Source organism: Sphingopyxis sp. TUF1 (assembly GCF_036687315.1).
Classification (GTDB): domain Bacteria; phylum Pseudomonadota; class Alphaproteobacteria; order Sphingomonadales; family Sphingomonadaceae; genus Sphingopyxis; species Sphingopyxis kveilinensis.
The window spans coordinates 1,930,001-1,944,542 of record NZ_CP144683.1; the positions used below are offsets into that span (position 1 = coordinate 1,930,001).

The 14,542-nt window shown below is 64.9% G+C and carries 10 protein-coding genes, 1 tRNA gene and 2 rRNA genes (1 of these 13 only partly in view); 9 read left to right on the forward strand and 4 right to left on the reverse strand.

Annotated features, from left to right (window positions below):
• From VSX77_RS09160 to VSX77_RS09170, 3 genes are all read left to right on the forward strand, one after another.
• Window positions 1-841 (forward strand): 23S ribosomal RNA (locus tag VSX77_RS09160); it begins 1,950 nt to the left of the window's first position.
• A 116-nt stretch (window positions 842-957) separates the two neighbouring features.
• Window positions 958-1,072: ribosomal RNA gene (gene rrf, locus VSX77_RS09165) — 5S ribosomal RNA — on the forward strand.
• 110 nt (window positions 1,073-1,182) lie between these two features.
• Window positions 1,183-1,259 (forward strand) — tRNA-Met (locus VSX77_RS09170).
• Between the two features lie 124 nt (window positions 1,260-1,383).
• Here VSX77_RS09170 and VSX77_RS09175 read toward each other — a convergent pair.
• Window positions 1,384-2,028 (reverse strand): TetR/AcrR family transcriptional regulator, encoded by a 645-nt coding sequence (locus VSX77_RS09175; protein ID WP_338424295.1) that lies wholly within the window; start codon window positions 2,026-2,028, stop codon window positions 1,384-1,386.
• Window positions 2,029-2,099: 71 nt separating this feature from the next.
• Between VSX77_RS09175 and VSX77_RS09180 the strand changes: the two genes are divergently transcribed.
• From VSX77_RS09180 to VSX77_RS09205, 6 genes are all read left to right on the forward strand, one after another.
• A complete protein-coding gene (locus tag VSX77_RS09180) occupies window positions 2,100-3,509 on the forward strand; it encodes an efflux transporter outer membrane subunit (protein WP_338424296.1) in 1,410 nt (469 codons plus the stop codon).
• Window positions 3,509-4,657, forward strand: a complete 1,149-nt coding sequence (locus VSX77_RS09185; protein WP_422397213.1) for an HlyD family efflux transporter periplasmic adaptor subunit — start codon at window positions 3,509-3,511, stop codon at window positions 4,655-4,657. The genes VSX77_RS09180 and VSX77_RS09185 overlap by 1 nt, the downstream gene beginning before the upstream one ends.
• A gap of 140 nt (window positions 4,658-4,797) precedes the next feature.
• On the forward strand, window positions 4,798-6,348 hold the full coding sequence (locus tag VSX77_RS09190; protein ID WP_338424298.1) for a DHA2 family efflux MFS transporter permease subunit: 1,551 nt from the start codon (window positions 4,798-4,800) through the stop codon (window positions 6,346-6,348).
• Between the two features lie 208 nt (window positions 6,349-6,556).
• Entirely contained in the window at window positions 6,557-8,455 is a 1,899-nt protein-coding gene (locus VSX77_RS09195) for an ABC-F family ATP-binding cassette domain-containing protein (protein WP_338424299.1), read from the forward strand.
• 180 nt (window positions 8,456-8,635) lie between these two features.
• A complete protein-coding gene (gene hppD / locus VSX77_RS09200) occupies window positions 8,636-9,724 on the forward strand; it encodes a 4-hydroxyphenylpyruvate dioxygenase (protein WP_338424300.1) in 1,089 nt (362 codons plus the stop codon).
• Entirely contained in the window at window positions 9,721-10,266 is a 546-nt protein-coding gene (locus tag VSX77_RS09205) for a VOC family protein (protein ID WP_338424301.1), read from the forward strand. The genes hppD and VSX77_RS09205 overlap by 4 nt, the downstream gene beginning before the upstream one ends.
• Before the next feature lie 131 nt (window positions 10,267-10,397).
• On the opposite strand, the gene VSX77_RS09210 is transcribed toward VSX77_RS09205, so the two are convergent.
• The 3 genes from VSX77_RS09210 to purH all read right to left on the reverse strand — a co-directional run bounded on the left by VSX77_RS09210 (window position 10,398) and on the right by purH (window position 14,530).
• A complete protein-coding gene (locus tag VSX77_RS09210; RefSeq protein ID WP_338424302.1) occupies window positions 10,398-11,651 on the reverse strand; it encodes an NAD(P)/FAD-dependent oxidoreductase in 1,254 nt (417 codons plus the stop codon).
• 150 nt (window positions 11,652-11,801) lie between these two features.
• The gene (locus VSX77_RS09215; RefSeq protein ID WP_338424303.1) at window positions 11,802-12,869 is read right to left on the reverse strand and encodes an alpha/beta hydrolase family protein; all 1,068 of its coding nucleotides are present in this window, start codon (window positions 12,867-12,869) and stop codon (window positions 11,802-11,804) included.
• 68 nt (window positions 12,870-12,937) lie between these two features.
• Window positions 12,938-14,530, reverse strand: coding sequence for a bifunctional phosphoribosylaminoimidazolecarboxamide formyltransferase/IMP cyclohydrolase (gene purH / locus VSX77_RS09220; RefSeq protein ID WP_338424304.1), 1,593 nt, complete (start codon window positions 14,528-14,530; stop codon window positions 12,938-12,940).
• Window positions 14,531-14,542 lie beyond the last annotated feature (12 nt).

The following is a 14,542-nucleotide window of genomic DNA, read 5'->3' on the forward strand; positions in this document are numbered from 1 at the left end:
CCCGCGGTTAGACGGAAAGACCCCGTGCACCTTTACTGCAGCTTCAGAGTGGCATTAGGAAAGAACTGTGTAGCATAGGTGGGAGGCTTTGAAGCACTGGCGCCAGCCGGTGTGGAGCCATAGGTGAAATACCACCCTGTTGTTTTCTGATGTCTAACCTCGATCCATGAAACTGGATCAGGGACCCTCTGTGGCGGGTAGTTTGACTGGGGCGGTCGCCTCCTAAAGAGTAACGGAGGCGCGCGATGGTAGGCTCAGGACGGTTGGAAACCGTCTGTTAGAGTGCAATGGCATAAGCCTGCCTGACTGCGAGACTGACGAGTCGAGCAGAGACGAAAGTCGGTCATAGTGATCCGGTGGTCCCGAGTGGAAGGGCCATCGCTCAACGGATAAAAGGTACGCCGGGGATAACAGGCTGATGATTCCCAAGAGCTCATATCGACGGAATCGTTTGGCACCTCGATGTCGGCTCATCACATCCTGGGGCTGGAGCAGGTCCCAAGGGTTTGGCTGTTCGCCAATTAAAGTGGTACGTGAGCTGGGTTCAGAACGTCGTGAGACAGTTTGGTCCCTATCTGCCGTGGGCGTCGAAATTTGAGAGGAGTTGACCCTAGTACGAGAGGACCGGGTTGAACATACCTCTGGTGTACCTGTCGTGGCGCCAGCCGCGCAGCAGGGTAGCTATGTATGGACGGGATAACCGCTGAAAGCATCTAAGCGGGAAGCCTCCCTCAAGATAAGATTTCACAGGACCGTGGAAGACCACCACGTTGATAGATCGGATGTAGAAGCGCGGTAACGCGTGGAGCTAACCGATACTAATTGTCCTATTCGCACTTAAGAGTCCCGCCATCAACGACAAGCCTGAGTGGTTTGTCCGCGAATGTCGGATGATTGATCAGACAGTATTGCACGGACATCGATTGAAAACCCTTTTGACCTACGCCGGCTTCATTGCTTGGTGACCATGGCGTCAGTGACCCACCCGATCCCATCTCGAACTCGGACGTGAAACCTGACAGCGCCGATGGTACTGTGGCTCAAGCCCCGGAAGAGTAGGACGTCGCCAGGCATTGTGGCCGGCGTAAGGTCGAAAGAACCCATTCACAAAGTTAGGGGCCGGCAGCGATGCCGGCCTTTTTGCTGTTTTGGCGATCCCGGTTGTGGATTGCCGCTGGTTGACGCGGGATGGAGCAGCCCGGTAGCTCGTCAGGCTCATAACCTGAAGGTCGTAGGTTCAAATCCTACTCCCGCAACCAACAAAAGCCCGCTAGGCCTTAAGCTTAGCGGGCTTTTTGTTGTCCGGCGCGGCGCCCGTTCGAACTGTTCAGAAGCCGGAGGTCCGACTTTGACCGCTGCCCGGGGCGTTGATCGCGGCGGGCACTAATCCCCTGCTGCCCAGGCGCGGCAGAAGGTGTCGACAGCCGCGTCGACATCCTCCTGCAGGCGGCTGATGTCGCGGCTTTCGGGAAGGCCCAGCACCGCAAACTGGTAGAGTCCTGATTGGCAGAGACCTGCGAACTGTTGCACTGCCCGCATCGGATCGCCCATGCGGATCTCGCCGCGCACCATTTTTCCGGCAACCCACGCGGCGGCCCGCGCCTTGCCGGGGCGCGGTCCCCGATCGTAAAAGGTTTCGGCCAGATGGGGGAAACGTTCGGCCTCGCCGACCACCAGCCGATAGATCGACAGCAGCGGCGTCGCCGTCAGCTTGGTCATCAAAACCGTGCCAAAGCGGCGAAGCACATCGGGAACTGGCTCATCGAGTGGCAACTCGATGGTGAGAGCGTGGCCATATTGTTCGATAATATCGTCGACCACCGCCGCAAACAAATCTTCCTTAGACGGAAAATAGGTCCACAGCGTTGTTTTTGAGCCGCCTACTTTGCTGGCTATCGATGACATCGTCGTTCCCGCATAGCCGTTCGCGAAGAACAGTTCGCGCGCGGCGTCGATGAACGCCTTGCGGCGCGCCGTCGCGGGGTCATCGATAGCGGGTGTACTGGCTGGTATCATTTCGATTGACAACGCATCCTCCAGAGTTCATTCGGGCATGATACCAGCTAGTATCGTTGGAAGCCATGCCGCGCCCGACTTTTATGACAATCGCTGTTTTCAGCCTTTTAACGGGCTGCGCCAGCGTTCCCGAACTCGGCCCGGCGCCGCTCCCGACGGCGCCCGAGTCGCTGGCGTCGAACGTCACGCTTGCCGGAACCGGCGCCGCCTGGCCGGTCGAAGGCTGGTGGCGCGGCCTCGGTGACACACAACTCGACGCGCTGATCGCAGAGGGGCTGGCCGGATCGCCCGATGTCGCCATCGCCGCGGCGCGCGTGCGCGCGGCCGAGGCGCTGGCGCAGCAGGCGGGCGCCGCGCTGCTGCCGCGCGTCGGCGGCGAAGCGAGCGCGGGCGGGGTTCAGCAAAGCCGCAACATGGGCATCCCGCCGCAATTCGTTCCCGACGGCGTGCAGGACACGGGGCATATCGCCGCAACCTTTGCTTTCGATCTCGACCTGTGGGGCAGAAACCGCGCCGCGCTCGCCGCCGCGACCTCCGAAGCCGAGGCCGCGCGCATCGATGCGGCGCAGGCGCGGCTGATGCTGACCACGGGAATCGCGTCGGCCTATGCCGATCTGGCGGGCTATTATCGCGCGCTCGATGTCGCGAGCGACGCGGTGCGCGTGCGCACCGCCAGCGCCGACCTGTCGGGCGAACGCGCGCGCGCGGGCCTTGAAAACCAGGCGAGCCAGTGGCAGGCCGAAAGCCGCGCCGCGTCCGCGCGCGCCGATGTCGCCGCGCTCGAGGAAGCGATCGCCACGACGCGCAACCGGATCGCCGCGCTCGTCGGCGCCGGTCCCGACCGTGGACAAAGCATCAAGCGGCCGCAGTTGATGCGACCCGCGCTCGACCTGCCAGCGGGCGCGGGGATCGACCTGATCGGACGGCGGCCCGACATTGTCGCGGCGCGGCTGCGCAGCGAGGCGGCAGCCAAACGCATCGACGTCGCGCGCGCCGATTTTTACCCGAACATCAGCTTGTCAGCGCTGGTCGGCCTGCAATCGCTCGGCCTCTCCAACCTGTTCGATGCGGGCTCCGAATACGGCAATGGCGGCGCCGCCATCAGCCTGCCGATCTTTGAAGGCGGGCGGCTTTCGGGGCGCTATCGCGGCGCCCGCGCCGATTATGACACCGCCGTCGCCACTTATGATCGCACGCTGATCGGCGCGCTGCGCGACGTCGCCGACATCGTCGCCAGCCGCGCCGCGACGGCGCGCCAGCTCGCCGCGCGCCGCGACGCGCTGGCGGCTGCGGCCAAAGCATCGAAACTCGCCGGACTGCGCTATCGCGCGGGCCTTGCCAATCAGATTGAGCAGCTGACCGCCGAGGACAGCATGGTCGCATTGAACCGCGCGGTCGCCGAGCTGGAGGCGCGCGAACTGGCATTCGATATTGCCCTGATCCGCGCGCTTGGCGGTGGATTCAGGGCCGACAATCCGACAGGAGACGAATGATGGCCGACGAAACGGCTGCGACCGAAACCGGCGTTCCCGAGGTCACGCCCGAGGCCAATGGCGCGCGGCGGAAAAAGCTGCTTCGTATCCTTGCGCTCGCCGTGCTGGCCGCCGCAATCCTGTGGGGCATCTGGTATTTTCTGACGCAGGCGGGGCGTGTCCACACCGACAACGCCTATGTCGGCGCCGATTCGGCGCAGGTCACCGCGCTCGTTTCGGGTCCGGTGAAGGAGGTGCGCGTCAGCGGCACGCAAGCGGTGGAGAAGGGCGACGTTCTCGTCATCCTCGACGATGCCGACCAGCGCATTGCCGTTGCCGACGCCGAGGCGGCGCTCCGCCTGGCGCGCCAGCGGTACGGGCAGGCCGATGCGAATGCCGACGCGGCGCGCGCGCGCGTTGCCGCGCGCGGCGCCGACGTTGCGCAGGCGCGCGCAAGGCTGCGCGATGCCGAAGCGAGTGTCGAGCGCGCGCGCGCCGAACTGGCGCGGCGCGAGAGCATCGCGGGCACCGGCGCGGTGTCGGCCGAAGAGCTGACCGCGGCGCGTGCGGCGGTCAAGCAGGCGCAGGCCGCCCGCGACCTTGCCGCCGCGGCGATCGCTTCTGCCGAGGCAACGCGCGGATCGGCAAGCGGCGACCTTGGCGCGGCCGAAGCGATCGTGCGCGGCACGACGGTGAACACCGCCCCTGACGTCGCGGCCGCCGAAGCGCGGCTGGAGAAAGCGAAGCTCGATCTGGCGCGCACCGTAATCCGCGCGCCGGTCGATGGCATCGTCACCAATCGGCAGGTGCAGGTCGGGCAGCGGATCGCCGCAGGCGCGCCGATCATGGTGATCGTTCCCATCGCCACCGCCTATGTCGATGCCAATTTCAAGGAAAGCCAGTTCGGCAACATCCGCATCGGCCAGCCGGTCGAGCTGACGTCGGACTATTATGGCGGCGACGTCGTTTATCGCGGCAAGGTCGTCGGCATCGCCGGCGGCACCGGCGCGGCCTTTTCCCTGATCCCCGCGCAGAATGCGACGGGCAACTGGGTCAAGGTGGTGCAGCGGCTGCCGGTGCGCATCGCGCTCGATCCGAAACAGCTGAAAGAGCATCCGCTGCGCGTCGGGCTGTCGATGGAAGCGACGATCGACACGCGCGGGAACTGAGATGCGCGTCCATCACCTCTTCTCCTCGTCATTGCGAGGAGCCGAAGGCGACGCGGCAATCCAGAGCGGTGCAAGGCCGCCCCTGGATTGCTTCGCTTCGCTCGCAATGACGCGCTGTTTTGATGCGGCGCGGGCCTGACATGGTCAGCGCTGCCGCCCCCGCCGCCGCCCCCCCTGCCGACCCGCAGCCGCTGACCGGCGTGCGGCTGCTCGTCGCGGCCTTCGCGCTCGCGCTCGCCAATTTTGTCGTCGTGCTCGACACGACGATCGCCAATGTGTCGGTGCCGCATATCGCGGGCGGGCTCGCCGTGTCGCCGACGCAGGGGACGTGGGTGATCACCAGCTATGCCGTCGCGGACGCGATCAGCGTGCCGCTCACCGGCTGGCTTGCCTATCGCTTCGGCACGGTGCGCTGGTTCCTCTATTCGATTTTCGGTTTCGGGCTGTTTTCGGTTTTGTGCGGCGTCGCGCAGACGCTCGACGCGCTCGTCCTTTTCCGCATCCTCCAGGGCCTGTCGGGCGGCCCGCTGATGCCGCTGTCGCAGATCCTGCTGCTGCGCATCTTCCCCAGGGAAAAGGCCGGTATCGCGCTCGCCATCTGGGCGATGACGACGACCACCGCGCCGATCCTTGGGCCCATCCTCGGCGGGCTGATCAGCGATAACTGGAGCTGGCACTGGATTTTCTTCATCAATCTGCCGGTGGTCGCGATCTGCGCCTTTGGCGTCGCGACGCTGCTTACGCCGTTCGAGACGCAGCGCGTCAAATTGCCGATCGACGTCGTCGGGCTGATCCTGCTCGTGGTGTCGGTCGGCGCGTTCCAGATCATGCTCGATACCGGGCGCGAGCATGACTGGTTCGGTTCGGCGTGGATCGTCACGCTGGCGATCATTGCCGCGATCAGCTTTGCGGCGTTCGTCATATGGGAGCTGACCGACGCCAACCCCATCGTCAATCTGCGCATCTTTCGTTTTCGCGGTTTCACCTTCGGCACAATCGCGCTGTCGCTGGGGTTCGGCGCCTTTTTCGCGCAGGTCGTGCTGACGCCGCTGTGGCTGCAACAGGTCGCGGGCTATACCGCGACCGAGACGGGGTATGTCGTCGCCTGGCTCGGTTGTTTCGCGGTGCTGTTTTCGCCGATTGCGGCGGGAACGCTGGGCAAGCTCGACATCCGGCTGACGGTCAGTGCGGGCATATTGTGGATGGCGGCGATGTCGATCCTGCGCGCGAGTTGGAATGCCGATGTCGATTATTGGACGCTGGCGCTGCCGCATGTGTTGCAGGGAATGGGGATGCCCTTTTTCTTCGTCGGACTGACCGCACTGGTGCTGAGTTCGGTGTCGGTGAAGGACCAGACCTCGGCGGCGGGGTTGATGAGTTTCCTGCGCACCCTGAGCGGTGCGATCGGAACCGCGGTCGCGACGACCGCGTGGGACGAATCGAGCCGGACGTCGCGGTCGGAGCTTGTTTCGTCGCTCAATGATCCGGGCGGGTTCATGGCGTCGCTCGAACGCGCGGGCCTGACGCTCGAACAGGCGCGCGCGCTGCTCGACCGGCTGGTTGAGGTGCAGGCGCTCACGCTGAGCGTGATCCACATCTTCCTCGCCGCCGCGGCGGTGTTCGTCATCGCCGCGGCCGCCGTCTGGATCGCACCCAGACCCAAACAGATTTCGATGGGCGCGTCGCACTAGAGTGGCGTGCGTTAAATCGGCAATGCCACAATTCCGTTCGTGTCGAGCGAAGTCGAGACACCCGTCGACCTTGCGCCGTGCCGATGGGTGTCTCGACTTCGCTCGACACGACCGGGGAGATAGCTCAGATCAACGTACGCTGCTGTAGGTTCTTGACGCAGCGCTGCGGGGCTTGGGTCCGGGCCATGACCATGCTAGGCGCGCCGCCATGTTGACGATTAACGGCCTCACCGTGCGCCTTGGCGGGCGCACCATCCTCGACCGCGCGAGCGCCAGCCTGCCGGGGCGGAGCCGCACGGGCCTGATCGGCCGCAACGGCGCGGGCAAATCGACCTTGATGAAAGTGATGATCGGCCAGCTCGAAGCCGACGAGGGCGGCATCGAAATGCCGCGCAAGACGCGCGTCGGCTATATCGCGCAGGAAGCGCCGGGCGGCAGCGCGACGCCGTTCGAGACGGTACTCGCCGCCGATACCGAACGTGCGGGGCTGCTCGCGGCGTCGGAGGTCGAGCGCGACCCGCACAAGCTCGGCGACATCCATGAACGGCTGATCGCGATCGACGCCTATACCGCGCCTGCGCGCGCGGCGCGCATCCTGATCGGCCTCGGGTTTGACGAGGCGATGCAGGGGCAGCCGCTCGACAGTTTTTCGGGCGGGTGGAAGATGCGCGTCGCGCTCGCGGCACTGTTGTTCTCGAACCCTGACCTGTTGCTGCTCGACGAGCCGTCGAACCACCTCGACCTCGAAGCGACGATGTGGCTCGAAAGCTTCCTCAAATCCTATCCGGGCCAGCTCGTCGTGATCAGCCACGAGCGCGACCTGCTCAACAATGTCGTCGACCATATCCTGCATCTGGAGGCCGGCAAGGTGACGCTTTACCCAGGCGGCTATAATGATTTCGAGCGCCAGCGCGCCGAACGCCTGGCGCAGCTTGCCGCCGCCAAGGCCGCGCAGGACGCTCAGCGCGCCAAATTGCAGGACTATGTCGCGCGCAACAGCGCGCGCGCCTCGACCGCGAAACAGGCGCAGTCGCGCGCCAAGCAGCTGGCGCGGATGCAGCCGATCGCCGCGGTCACCGAAGACCCCAGCCTGACCTTCGATTTTCCGAGCCCTGACGAATTGAAGCCGCCGCTGATTACGCTCGACCTCGCCAGTGTCGGCTATACGCCGGGCGAGCCGATCCTGACGCGATTGAACCTGCGGATCGACCCCGACGATCGCATCGCGCTGCTCGGGCGCAACGGCAATGGCAAGACGACGCTCGCGCGTCTGCTCGCAGCGCAGCTCGCGCCGATGGACGGCGCGATGGCGGCGTCGGGCAAGATGCGCGTCGGATATTTCACGCAGTATCAGGTCGAGGAACTCGACGGCAGCGACACGCCCTTGGGCCATATGACGCGCGTGATGGCGGGCAAGACGCCGGGTGCGGTGCGCGCGCAATTGGGGCGGTTCGGCTTTACCGGCAACAAGGCGACGACCGAGGTCGGCAAGCTGTCGGGCGGCGAGCGCGCGCGGCTCGCGCTCGCGCTGATCACGCGCGACGCGCCGCATCTGCTGATCCTCGATGAGCCGACCAACCACCTCGACGTCGACGCGCGCGAGGCCTTGGTGCAGGCGCTCAATGGCTTCGACGGCGCGGTGCTGATCGTCAGCCACGATCGCCACATGCTCGAACTCACCGCCGACCGGCTGGTGCTCGTCGATGGCGGCACCGCGCGCGAATTCGACGGCAGCATGGACGACTATGTTGCCTTCATTCTTGGCCAGGGGACGGGCAAAGGTTCGGCGGCGAATGACGATGCCAAGGGGGCGCCCGCCAAGCCGAAGGACGCAAAAGCCGCCCGGCAGGAAGCGGCAAGGGCGCGCGAGGCGCAGGCGGCGCTGCGCAAGAGCGCGAAGGAACTGGAGGCGAAGGCCGGAAAGCTCGCGCAGCAGATCAGCGTGATCGACCGCGCGATGTTCGACCCCGCGGGCGCCGAAGCTGCGCTCGCAAAGCTGACGATGGGCGACCTCGCGCAGCGTCGCGGCAAGTTCGTCGCCGAGCTGGAGGCGACCGAAGCGGCGTGGATGGATGCACTCGAAGCGATCGACACCGCGGCGGCTTAACAATGCCCGTCGCCCCCGCGAAGGCGGGGGCCGTCATCGGCCTTTTTCTGCGTCGCCGCGTAAACCGACAGCGGCCCCCGCCTTCGCGGGGGCGACGCTTGTCTTGGATGCGGCCAGCATTGACTCGCGTGCGCCAATTCATCATAATAGTTTCAATTGAAACCATATAAGGGAATGACCATGGCCGACCTGTTCGAAAACCCGCTGGGCCTCGACGGCTTCGAGTTTGTCGAATTTTCGGCGCCCGAAAAGGGCATGCTCGAACCCGTGTTCGAACGCATGGGCTTTACCCGCATTGCGCGGCACCGCTCGAAAGATGTGCAATTGTGGCGCCAGGGCGACATCAACCTGATCGCCAATTACGAACCCAAATCGCCCGCGGCCTATTTCGCCGCCGAGCATGGCCCGTCGGCGTGCGGCATGGGCTGGCGCTGCCGCGACGCGGCGAAAGCTTATGCCGAGGCGATCGAACGGGGCGCCGAGCCGGTTAAGGTCAAGACCGGCCCGATGGAACTCCGTCTCCCCGCGATCCGCGGCATCGGCGGCTCGATCATCTATCTGATCGACCGTTATGGCGATGACCTTTCGATCTACGACATTGATTTCGTGTACGAAGACGGCGTCGATCGCCATCCGGTCGGCGCGGGGCTCAAGCTGATCGATCACCTGACGCACAATGTCTATGGCGGGCGCATGGCGCATTGGGCGGCGTTTTACGAGCGGATCGCGGGCTTCCGCGAGATCCGCTATTTCGACATCAAGGGTGAATATACCGGGCTGACGTCGAAGGCGATGACCGCGCCCGACGGCAAGATCCGCATTCCGCTGAACGAAGAAGGCGCGGGCGGCGGCGGCCAGATCGAGGAATATCTGCGGGCCTATAATGGCGAGGGCATTCAGCATATCGCCTTTGCCTGCGACGATCTTTACGCGGCGTGGGACAAGCTCAAGACGCTCGGCAATCCGTTCGCGCCGTCGCCGCCCGCAACCTATTATGAAATGCTCGCCGAACGCCTGCCCGGGCATGGCGAGCCCGTCGACGAACTGAAATCGCGCGGCATCCTGCTCGACGGCTCGACGACCGAGGGCGATCCGCGCCTGCTGCTCCAGATTTTCGGCCAGACGGTGATTGGCCCGGTTTTCTTTGAATTCATCCAGCGCAAGAAGGACGAAGGCTTCGGCGAGGGCAATTTCACCGCGCTGTTCAAGTCGATGGAACTCGACCAGATCCGCCGCGGCGCGCTGCATGTCGAGGAGCCCGCCGAATGACTAGCCCGATCAAATTGGGCGGCGTCCACCACGCTGCCTATCGCTGCAAGGATGCGAAGCAGACGGTCGAGTGGTACGAGGCCATGCTCGGCATGACCTACACCACCGCCTTTGCCGAGGATCATGTGCCGTCGACCGGCGAATATGATCCCTATATGCACGTCTTTCTTGACGCAGGGAACGGCAACATCCTTGCCTTTTTCGAGCTCCCCAATCAGCCGGACATGGGCCGCGATGCGAACACGCCGCAATGGGTCCAGCATCTGGCGTTCAAGGTCGGCAGCTATGACGAGCTGCTCGCGGCGAAGACGCATCTGGAAGCGAACGGCGTCGACGTGCTCGGCCCGACGCACCACGGTATCTTCAAGTCGATCTATTTCTTCGACCCCAACGGCCACCGCGTCGAACTGGCGTGCGACATCGGCACCGACGAGCAATATGCCGAGCTGAAGCGCGTCGCCCCGCTGATGCTCGAGGAGTGGAGCCGGACCAAGAAAGCGCCGCGCTACGCCGACTGGCTGCACGCGGCGGCGAACGAGTAGGCGGAACGTCCCGTCCGTTCGTATCGAGCGAAGTCGAGATACGCTTGGCTTGGCGGATGCAGTCGGCGTATCTCGACTTCGCTCGATACGAACGGGCTAATTGCGCTAGCCGCGACTCATTCACGCCGCCCTCAAAATTTACGCGAAAAGCTGACCAGATCGGCATCGGGGTCGCCATCGCCGCAGATCAGCCCGCGCAGCATCTGCGCCGCCATCATCGAAAAAGTGATGCCGTTGCCGCCGAATCCCATCGCTGCATAACAATTGGGCATCCGTGGAATCCGCCCGATCGTCGGCGTGCCCGTCTTGCTGTCGCCAAAGCTGCCCGCCCACGCATGGACCGGGGTCGGATCGATCATCGGCAGCAGTGCACCGAGCTTGCGCGACAAGGTCGCGGTCTTGGCGGCGATCTTGGCGTCGCGCTCGTCCGCGTCGCTGATCTCTTCATCCTCGCCGCCGCAGATGACTTCGCCCGCCGGGGTGGTGCGGATATAGAGATAGGGGTCGGCGGCTTCCCAGATCATCGCCGCCGTGGGCCAGATCGCGCGCGGCTGCGCCTTGGTCGCGATCGACCAGCTGGAGATGATCTTATTCCCCTTGCGCGGAATGCCCTTCAATATCTCGTAGCCCGTTGCTGAGACCAACGTGCTCGCACGGATTTCGCGGCCATCGGCGCTCTGAAGCGTCACGCCGCTCTCGCCGGGCGCCACGTCGCAAATGTCGACCGGGCTATAGACCCGCGCCCCGCGGCCGATCGCGACGTTCAGATAGCCCGCCGCCAATTGGCGCGGGTCGGCCGAATAATTGCCGAAGCCGATGATCGCGTGCCGCCCCTTGATGCCATAGCGATCCTGAACCGCAGCGGGCTTCAGCAACTCGATCTCGAACCCCGCGCGGCGCCGTGCATCGGCTTCGCGCGCCAGCCCGTCGGGGTCGAGCACATTGCCGTGCAGATAGATCGACCCGCGCGTTGCGGCATCAACCTTCAGCCCCAGCCGCTCGGTCCGCTCGCGCAGCGCATCGACCGACTGGCGCGACCGGCGCCACAGCCGCTCGGCGCGATCGCGGCCGATCCGGTCGGACAGCTGCGACAGCGGCGTGTCGATTTCATATTGCAGCATCGCGGTCGATGCGGTCGTCGATCCGTCGAGCGGCCGACGGCGATCGACGACGACGACTTGCAAACCCGCTTCGGACAGCGTCTCGGCGATCAGCGCCCCCGAAATCCCCGCGCCGATGATCACCACGTCGCAACTGATGTTGCGGGTCAGCTTTTGGGTGGGAACGCTCGGCCGCCGCCGCGCCGACCAGATCGACTGGCCGGTGTGCAGATCGCGATGATGAGTGATCGAGCCTTGGCTCGATCGCGCGGGGTTTTTCGTCATGGGATGCTCCGTGCCGCGGTCGGGGCGACACGGATCTAATTCCCCGCGCGCCTTCCGGTTGCACGATGGCACGGTCGAACCCTCGTCGGGCCGACGAACGGTAGAATGTCCCGACGGCTATCACCGGGCAGGGCCGCCCGATCCTGAGCGTCAGCGCGCCGCGATCCCCCGCTCGGTCAACCATTGGGAAAGCCGGGCAAAATATTCGGGTGCCTCGGGACCGCCAGCGTCGGATTTCGACGGATCGAATTGATCCATGGTGGTTACCGACGTTTGCATCCGATGGTCCGCCCCGGCGATTACCGCGACGTCCATGGCGGTCATTTGCGGAGCGAGTTTTTTCAGCCGTTCCACCGACGTTGCGACCGGCACCCAGGGATCCACCGCTCCAAACAGGACCAGCGTCGGCACCTTTACCGTCGCCACCGTTGCCAGCGGATCGTGCTCGATCTCGCGTCGCCAGCTTGAATCGGCACGGTCGCGCACCGTTTCGCCCATATACAGATATTTGTACCAAGGTTTGACCTTGGCCGCATCGACCATCTTTTGGGCGGTCGCGCGATCCGCCGTGCCGCGCATATAATCGTCGACCGCTTTGCGGGTGGCGACCATCTGGTCGATGTCGGCTTGCGAATATCCATTCACGCGCAGGCTGTTTTCCGACGAAAAGATCATCTGAACATCGGGCGTCACCATCGGCGCCGATACCGAGATGGCAAAGGCGAGGTCGGGGCTGCGCGATGCCGCGAGCAAGGCGAGCCAGCCGCCTTGGCTGAGACCCCATATTCCGATCCGGCGCGGATCGATGCGGGGGTCTTTCATCAGCGCTCTTGCTCCGGCGATCGCATCGTCGGCCAAGAGGGCATAGTCGCCCGTACCGGCCTGTCCTGTCGATTCACCCGAGCCGCGCCGGTCATAAGTCAAGACCGCAATTCCCATCGCTGGCAGCATCTGGATCAGATGGTCGTAGAGCGGTGAACTGCGAAGCGGAGAAGACGCACCATGCGTTACTATCACCGCCGCGACCGGCTGATTTGCCGCGGGTAGATGGAGCGTCGCGGCAAGGCTGGCACCCGCGTTCTCGACGATAAACCCATCGGCCGTCACCTTGGTGGTCGGCGCCGCGCTCCACGGTGGTGGCGCCGTCTCGGCAACGGCGGACGTCGCCGAAAGCATCGCACCCGACAGCGCCAGCAGAATAGTACCGCAATATTTCATCCGTAACGCCTTTCGGATTGGCTCGTTTGGGACCGCTGCTGTTGAGGATAAGATGCGCCGCCGCCGGCTCAGTGCTTAAAATGCCGCATCCCGGTGAACACCATCGCCAGCCCCGCCGCGTTCGCGGCCGCGATCACTTCATCGTCGCGGATCGATCCGCCCGGCTGGATCACGCAGGTCGCGCCCGCCTCGACCGCGGCGAGCAGGCCGTCGGCGAAGGGGAAGAAGGCGTCGCTGGCCACCGCGCTGCCGACGGTGCGCGGGCTTGCCCAGCCGTGCGATTCCGCTGCCTCGCGCGCCTTGACCGCGGCGATGCGCGCGCTGTCGCGGCGGTTCATCTGTCCCGCGCCGATGCCCGCGGTCGACCCGCCCTTGGCATAGACGATCGCGTTCGATTTCACATGCTTGGCGACCGTCCAGGCGAACAGCGCGTCCGTCAGTTCCTCCTCGGTCGGCGCACGGTCGGTTACGACCTTCAGGTCCGTGCGGGTAATGCGGCCATTATCGCGGCTCTGCGCCAGCCACCCGCCGGCAATCGTCTTCAGCATCAGTCCGCCGCGCGCCGGATCGGGCAGTTCGCCGGTCAGCAACAGGCGGAGGTTTTTCTTCTTTGCAAACACCGCGCGCGCCTCGGCATCGGCGTCGGGGGCACACACGACCTCGGTAAAGATGGTGCTGATTGCCTCGGCGGTCGGGCCGTCGAGCGGCCGGTTGACCGCGATGATACCGCCGAACGCCGACACATCGTCGCATTTCAGCGCCGCGTCATAGGCCTCGGTCAGGCTCGCTGCCGTCGCGACTCCGCACGGATTAGCGTGCTTGACGATGACACAGGTCGGATCGGCATCGCGGAATTCGGCGACGAGTTCGAGCGCGGCGTCGGCGTCGTTGATATTATTGTAGCTGAGCTCCTTGCCCTGCACCTGCTCGGCCTGCGCGATGCCGCGCGCCGCCGGGCCGGCAGGCAAATACAGCGCGGCCTTCTGATGCGGATTCTCGCCGTAACGCAGTTCGTTCGCGAGCTTGGCGGTCAGCGGCAGCGTGTCGGGGAACAGCTTGCCTTGGTCGGCGAAGGCGAACCAGCTCGCGATCATCCCGTCATAGGTCGCGGTATGCGCAAAGGCGGTCGCGGCGAGCCGCTTGCGCAGGTTCAGCGTCGTCGCGCCGCCGTTTGCGTCCATTTCGGCGATCACCGCGGCATAATCCTCAGGCTCGGTGACGATGTTCACGAACGCGTGGTTCTTTGCCGCCGATCGCACCATCGCGGGGCCGCCGATGTCGATATTTTCGATGACCTCGTCGCGCGCGGCGCCCTTCGCGACGGTCGCTGCAAACGGATAAAGATTGACCACCACCAGGTCGATTGCACCGATGCCGTGCGCGTCCATCGCTGCAACATGCGCGGCATCGTCCCGCACGGCCAGAATGCCGCCGTGGACGGTCGGGTGCAGCGTCTTGACGCGCCCGTCCATCATCTCGGGAAAGCCGGTGAGGTCGGCGACGTCGAGAACATCGTGGCCCGCTTCGCGCAGCGCCTTCGCCGTCCCCCCGGTCGACACCAGTTCGACCCCATGGCGGACGAGGGCCGCGGCCAGATCGGCAAGCCCCGCCTTGTCGCTGACGGACAAAAGCGCGCGGCGGACGGGGACGAGATCGGTCATGGGGAGGGCTCG

Coding starts and splice junctions, on each gene's coding strand:
- purH (WP_338424304.1), bottom strand. CDS start 14,530: ATGACCGATCTCGTCCCCGTCCGCCGCGCGCTTTTGTCCGTCAGCGAC.
- VSX77_RS09185 (WP_422397213.1), top strand. CDS start 3,509: ATGGCCGACGAAACGGCTGCGACCGAAACCGGCGTTCCCGAGGTCACG.
- VSX77_RS09180 (WP_338424296.1), top strand. CDS start 2,100: ATGACAATCGCTGTTTTCAGCCTTTTAACGGGCTGCGCCAGCGTTCCC.
- VSX77_RS09195 (WP_338424299.1), top strand. CDS start 6,557: ATGTTGACGATTAACGGCCTCACCGTGCGCCTTGGCGGGCGCACCATC.
- hppD (WP_338424300.1), top strand. CDS start 8,636: ATGGCCGACCTGTTCGAAAACCCGCTGGGCCTCGACGGCTTCGAGTTT.
- VSX77_RS09205 (WP_338424301.1), top strand. CDS start 9,721: ATGACTAGCCCGATCAAATTGGGCGGCGTCCACCACGCTGCCTATCGC.
- VSX77_RS09190 (WP_338424298.1), top strand. CDS start 4,798: ATGGTCAGCGCTGCCGCCCCCGCCGCCGCCCCCCCTGCCGACCCGCAG.
- VSX77_RS09210 (WP_338424302.1), bottom strand. CDS start 11,651: ATGACGAAAAACCCCGCGCGATCGAGCCAAGGCTCGATCACTCATCAT.
- VSX77_RS09215 (WP_338424303.1), bottom strand. CDS start 12,869: ATGAAATATTGCGGTACTATTCTGCTGGCGCTGTCGGGTGCGATGCTT.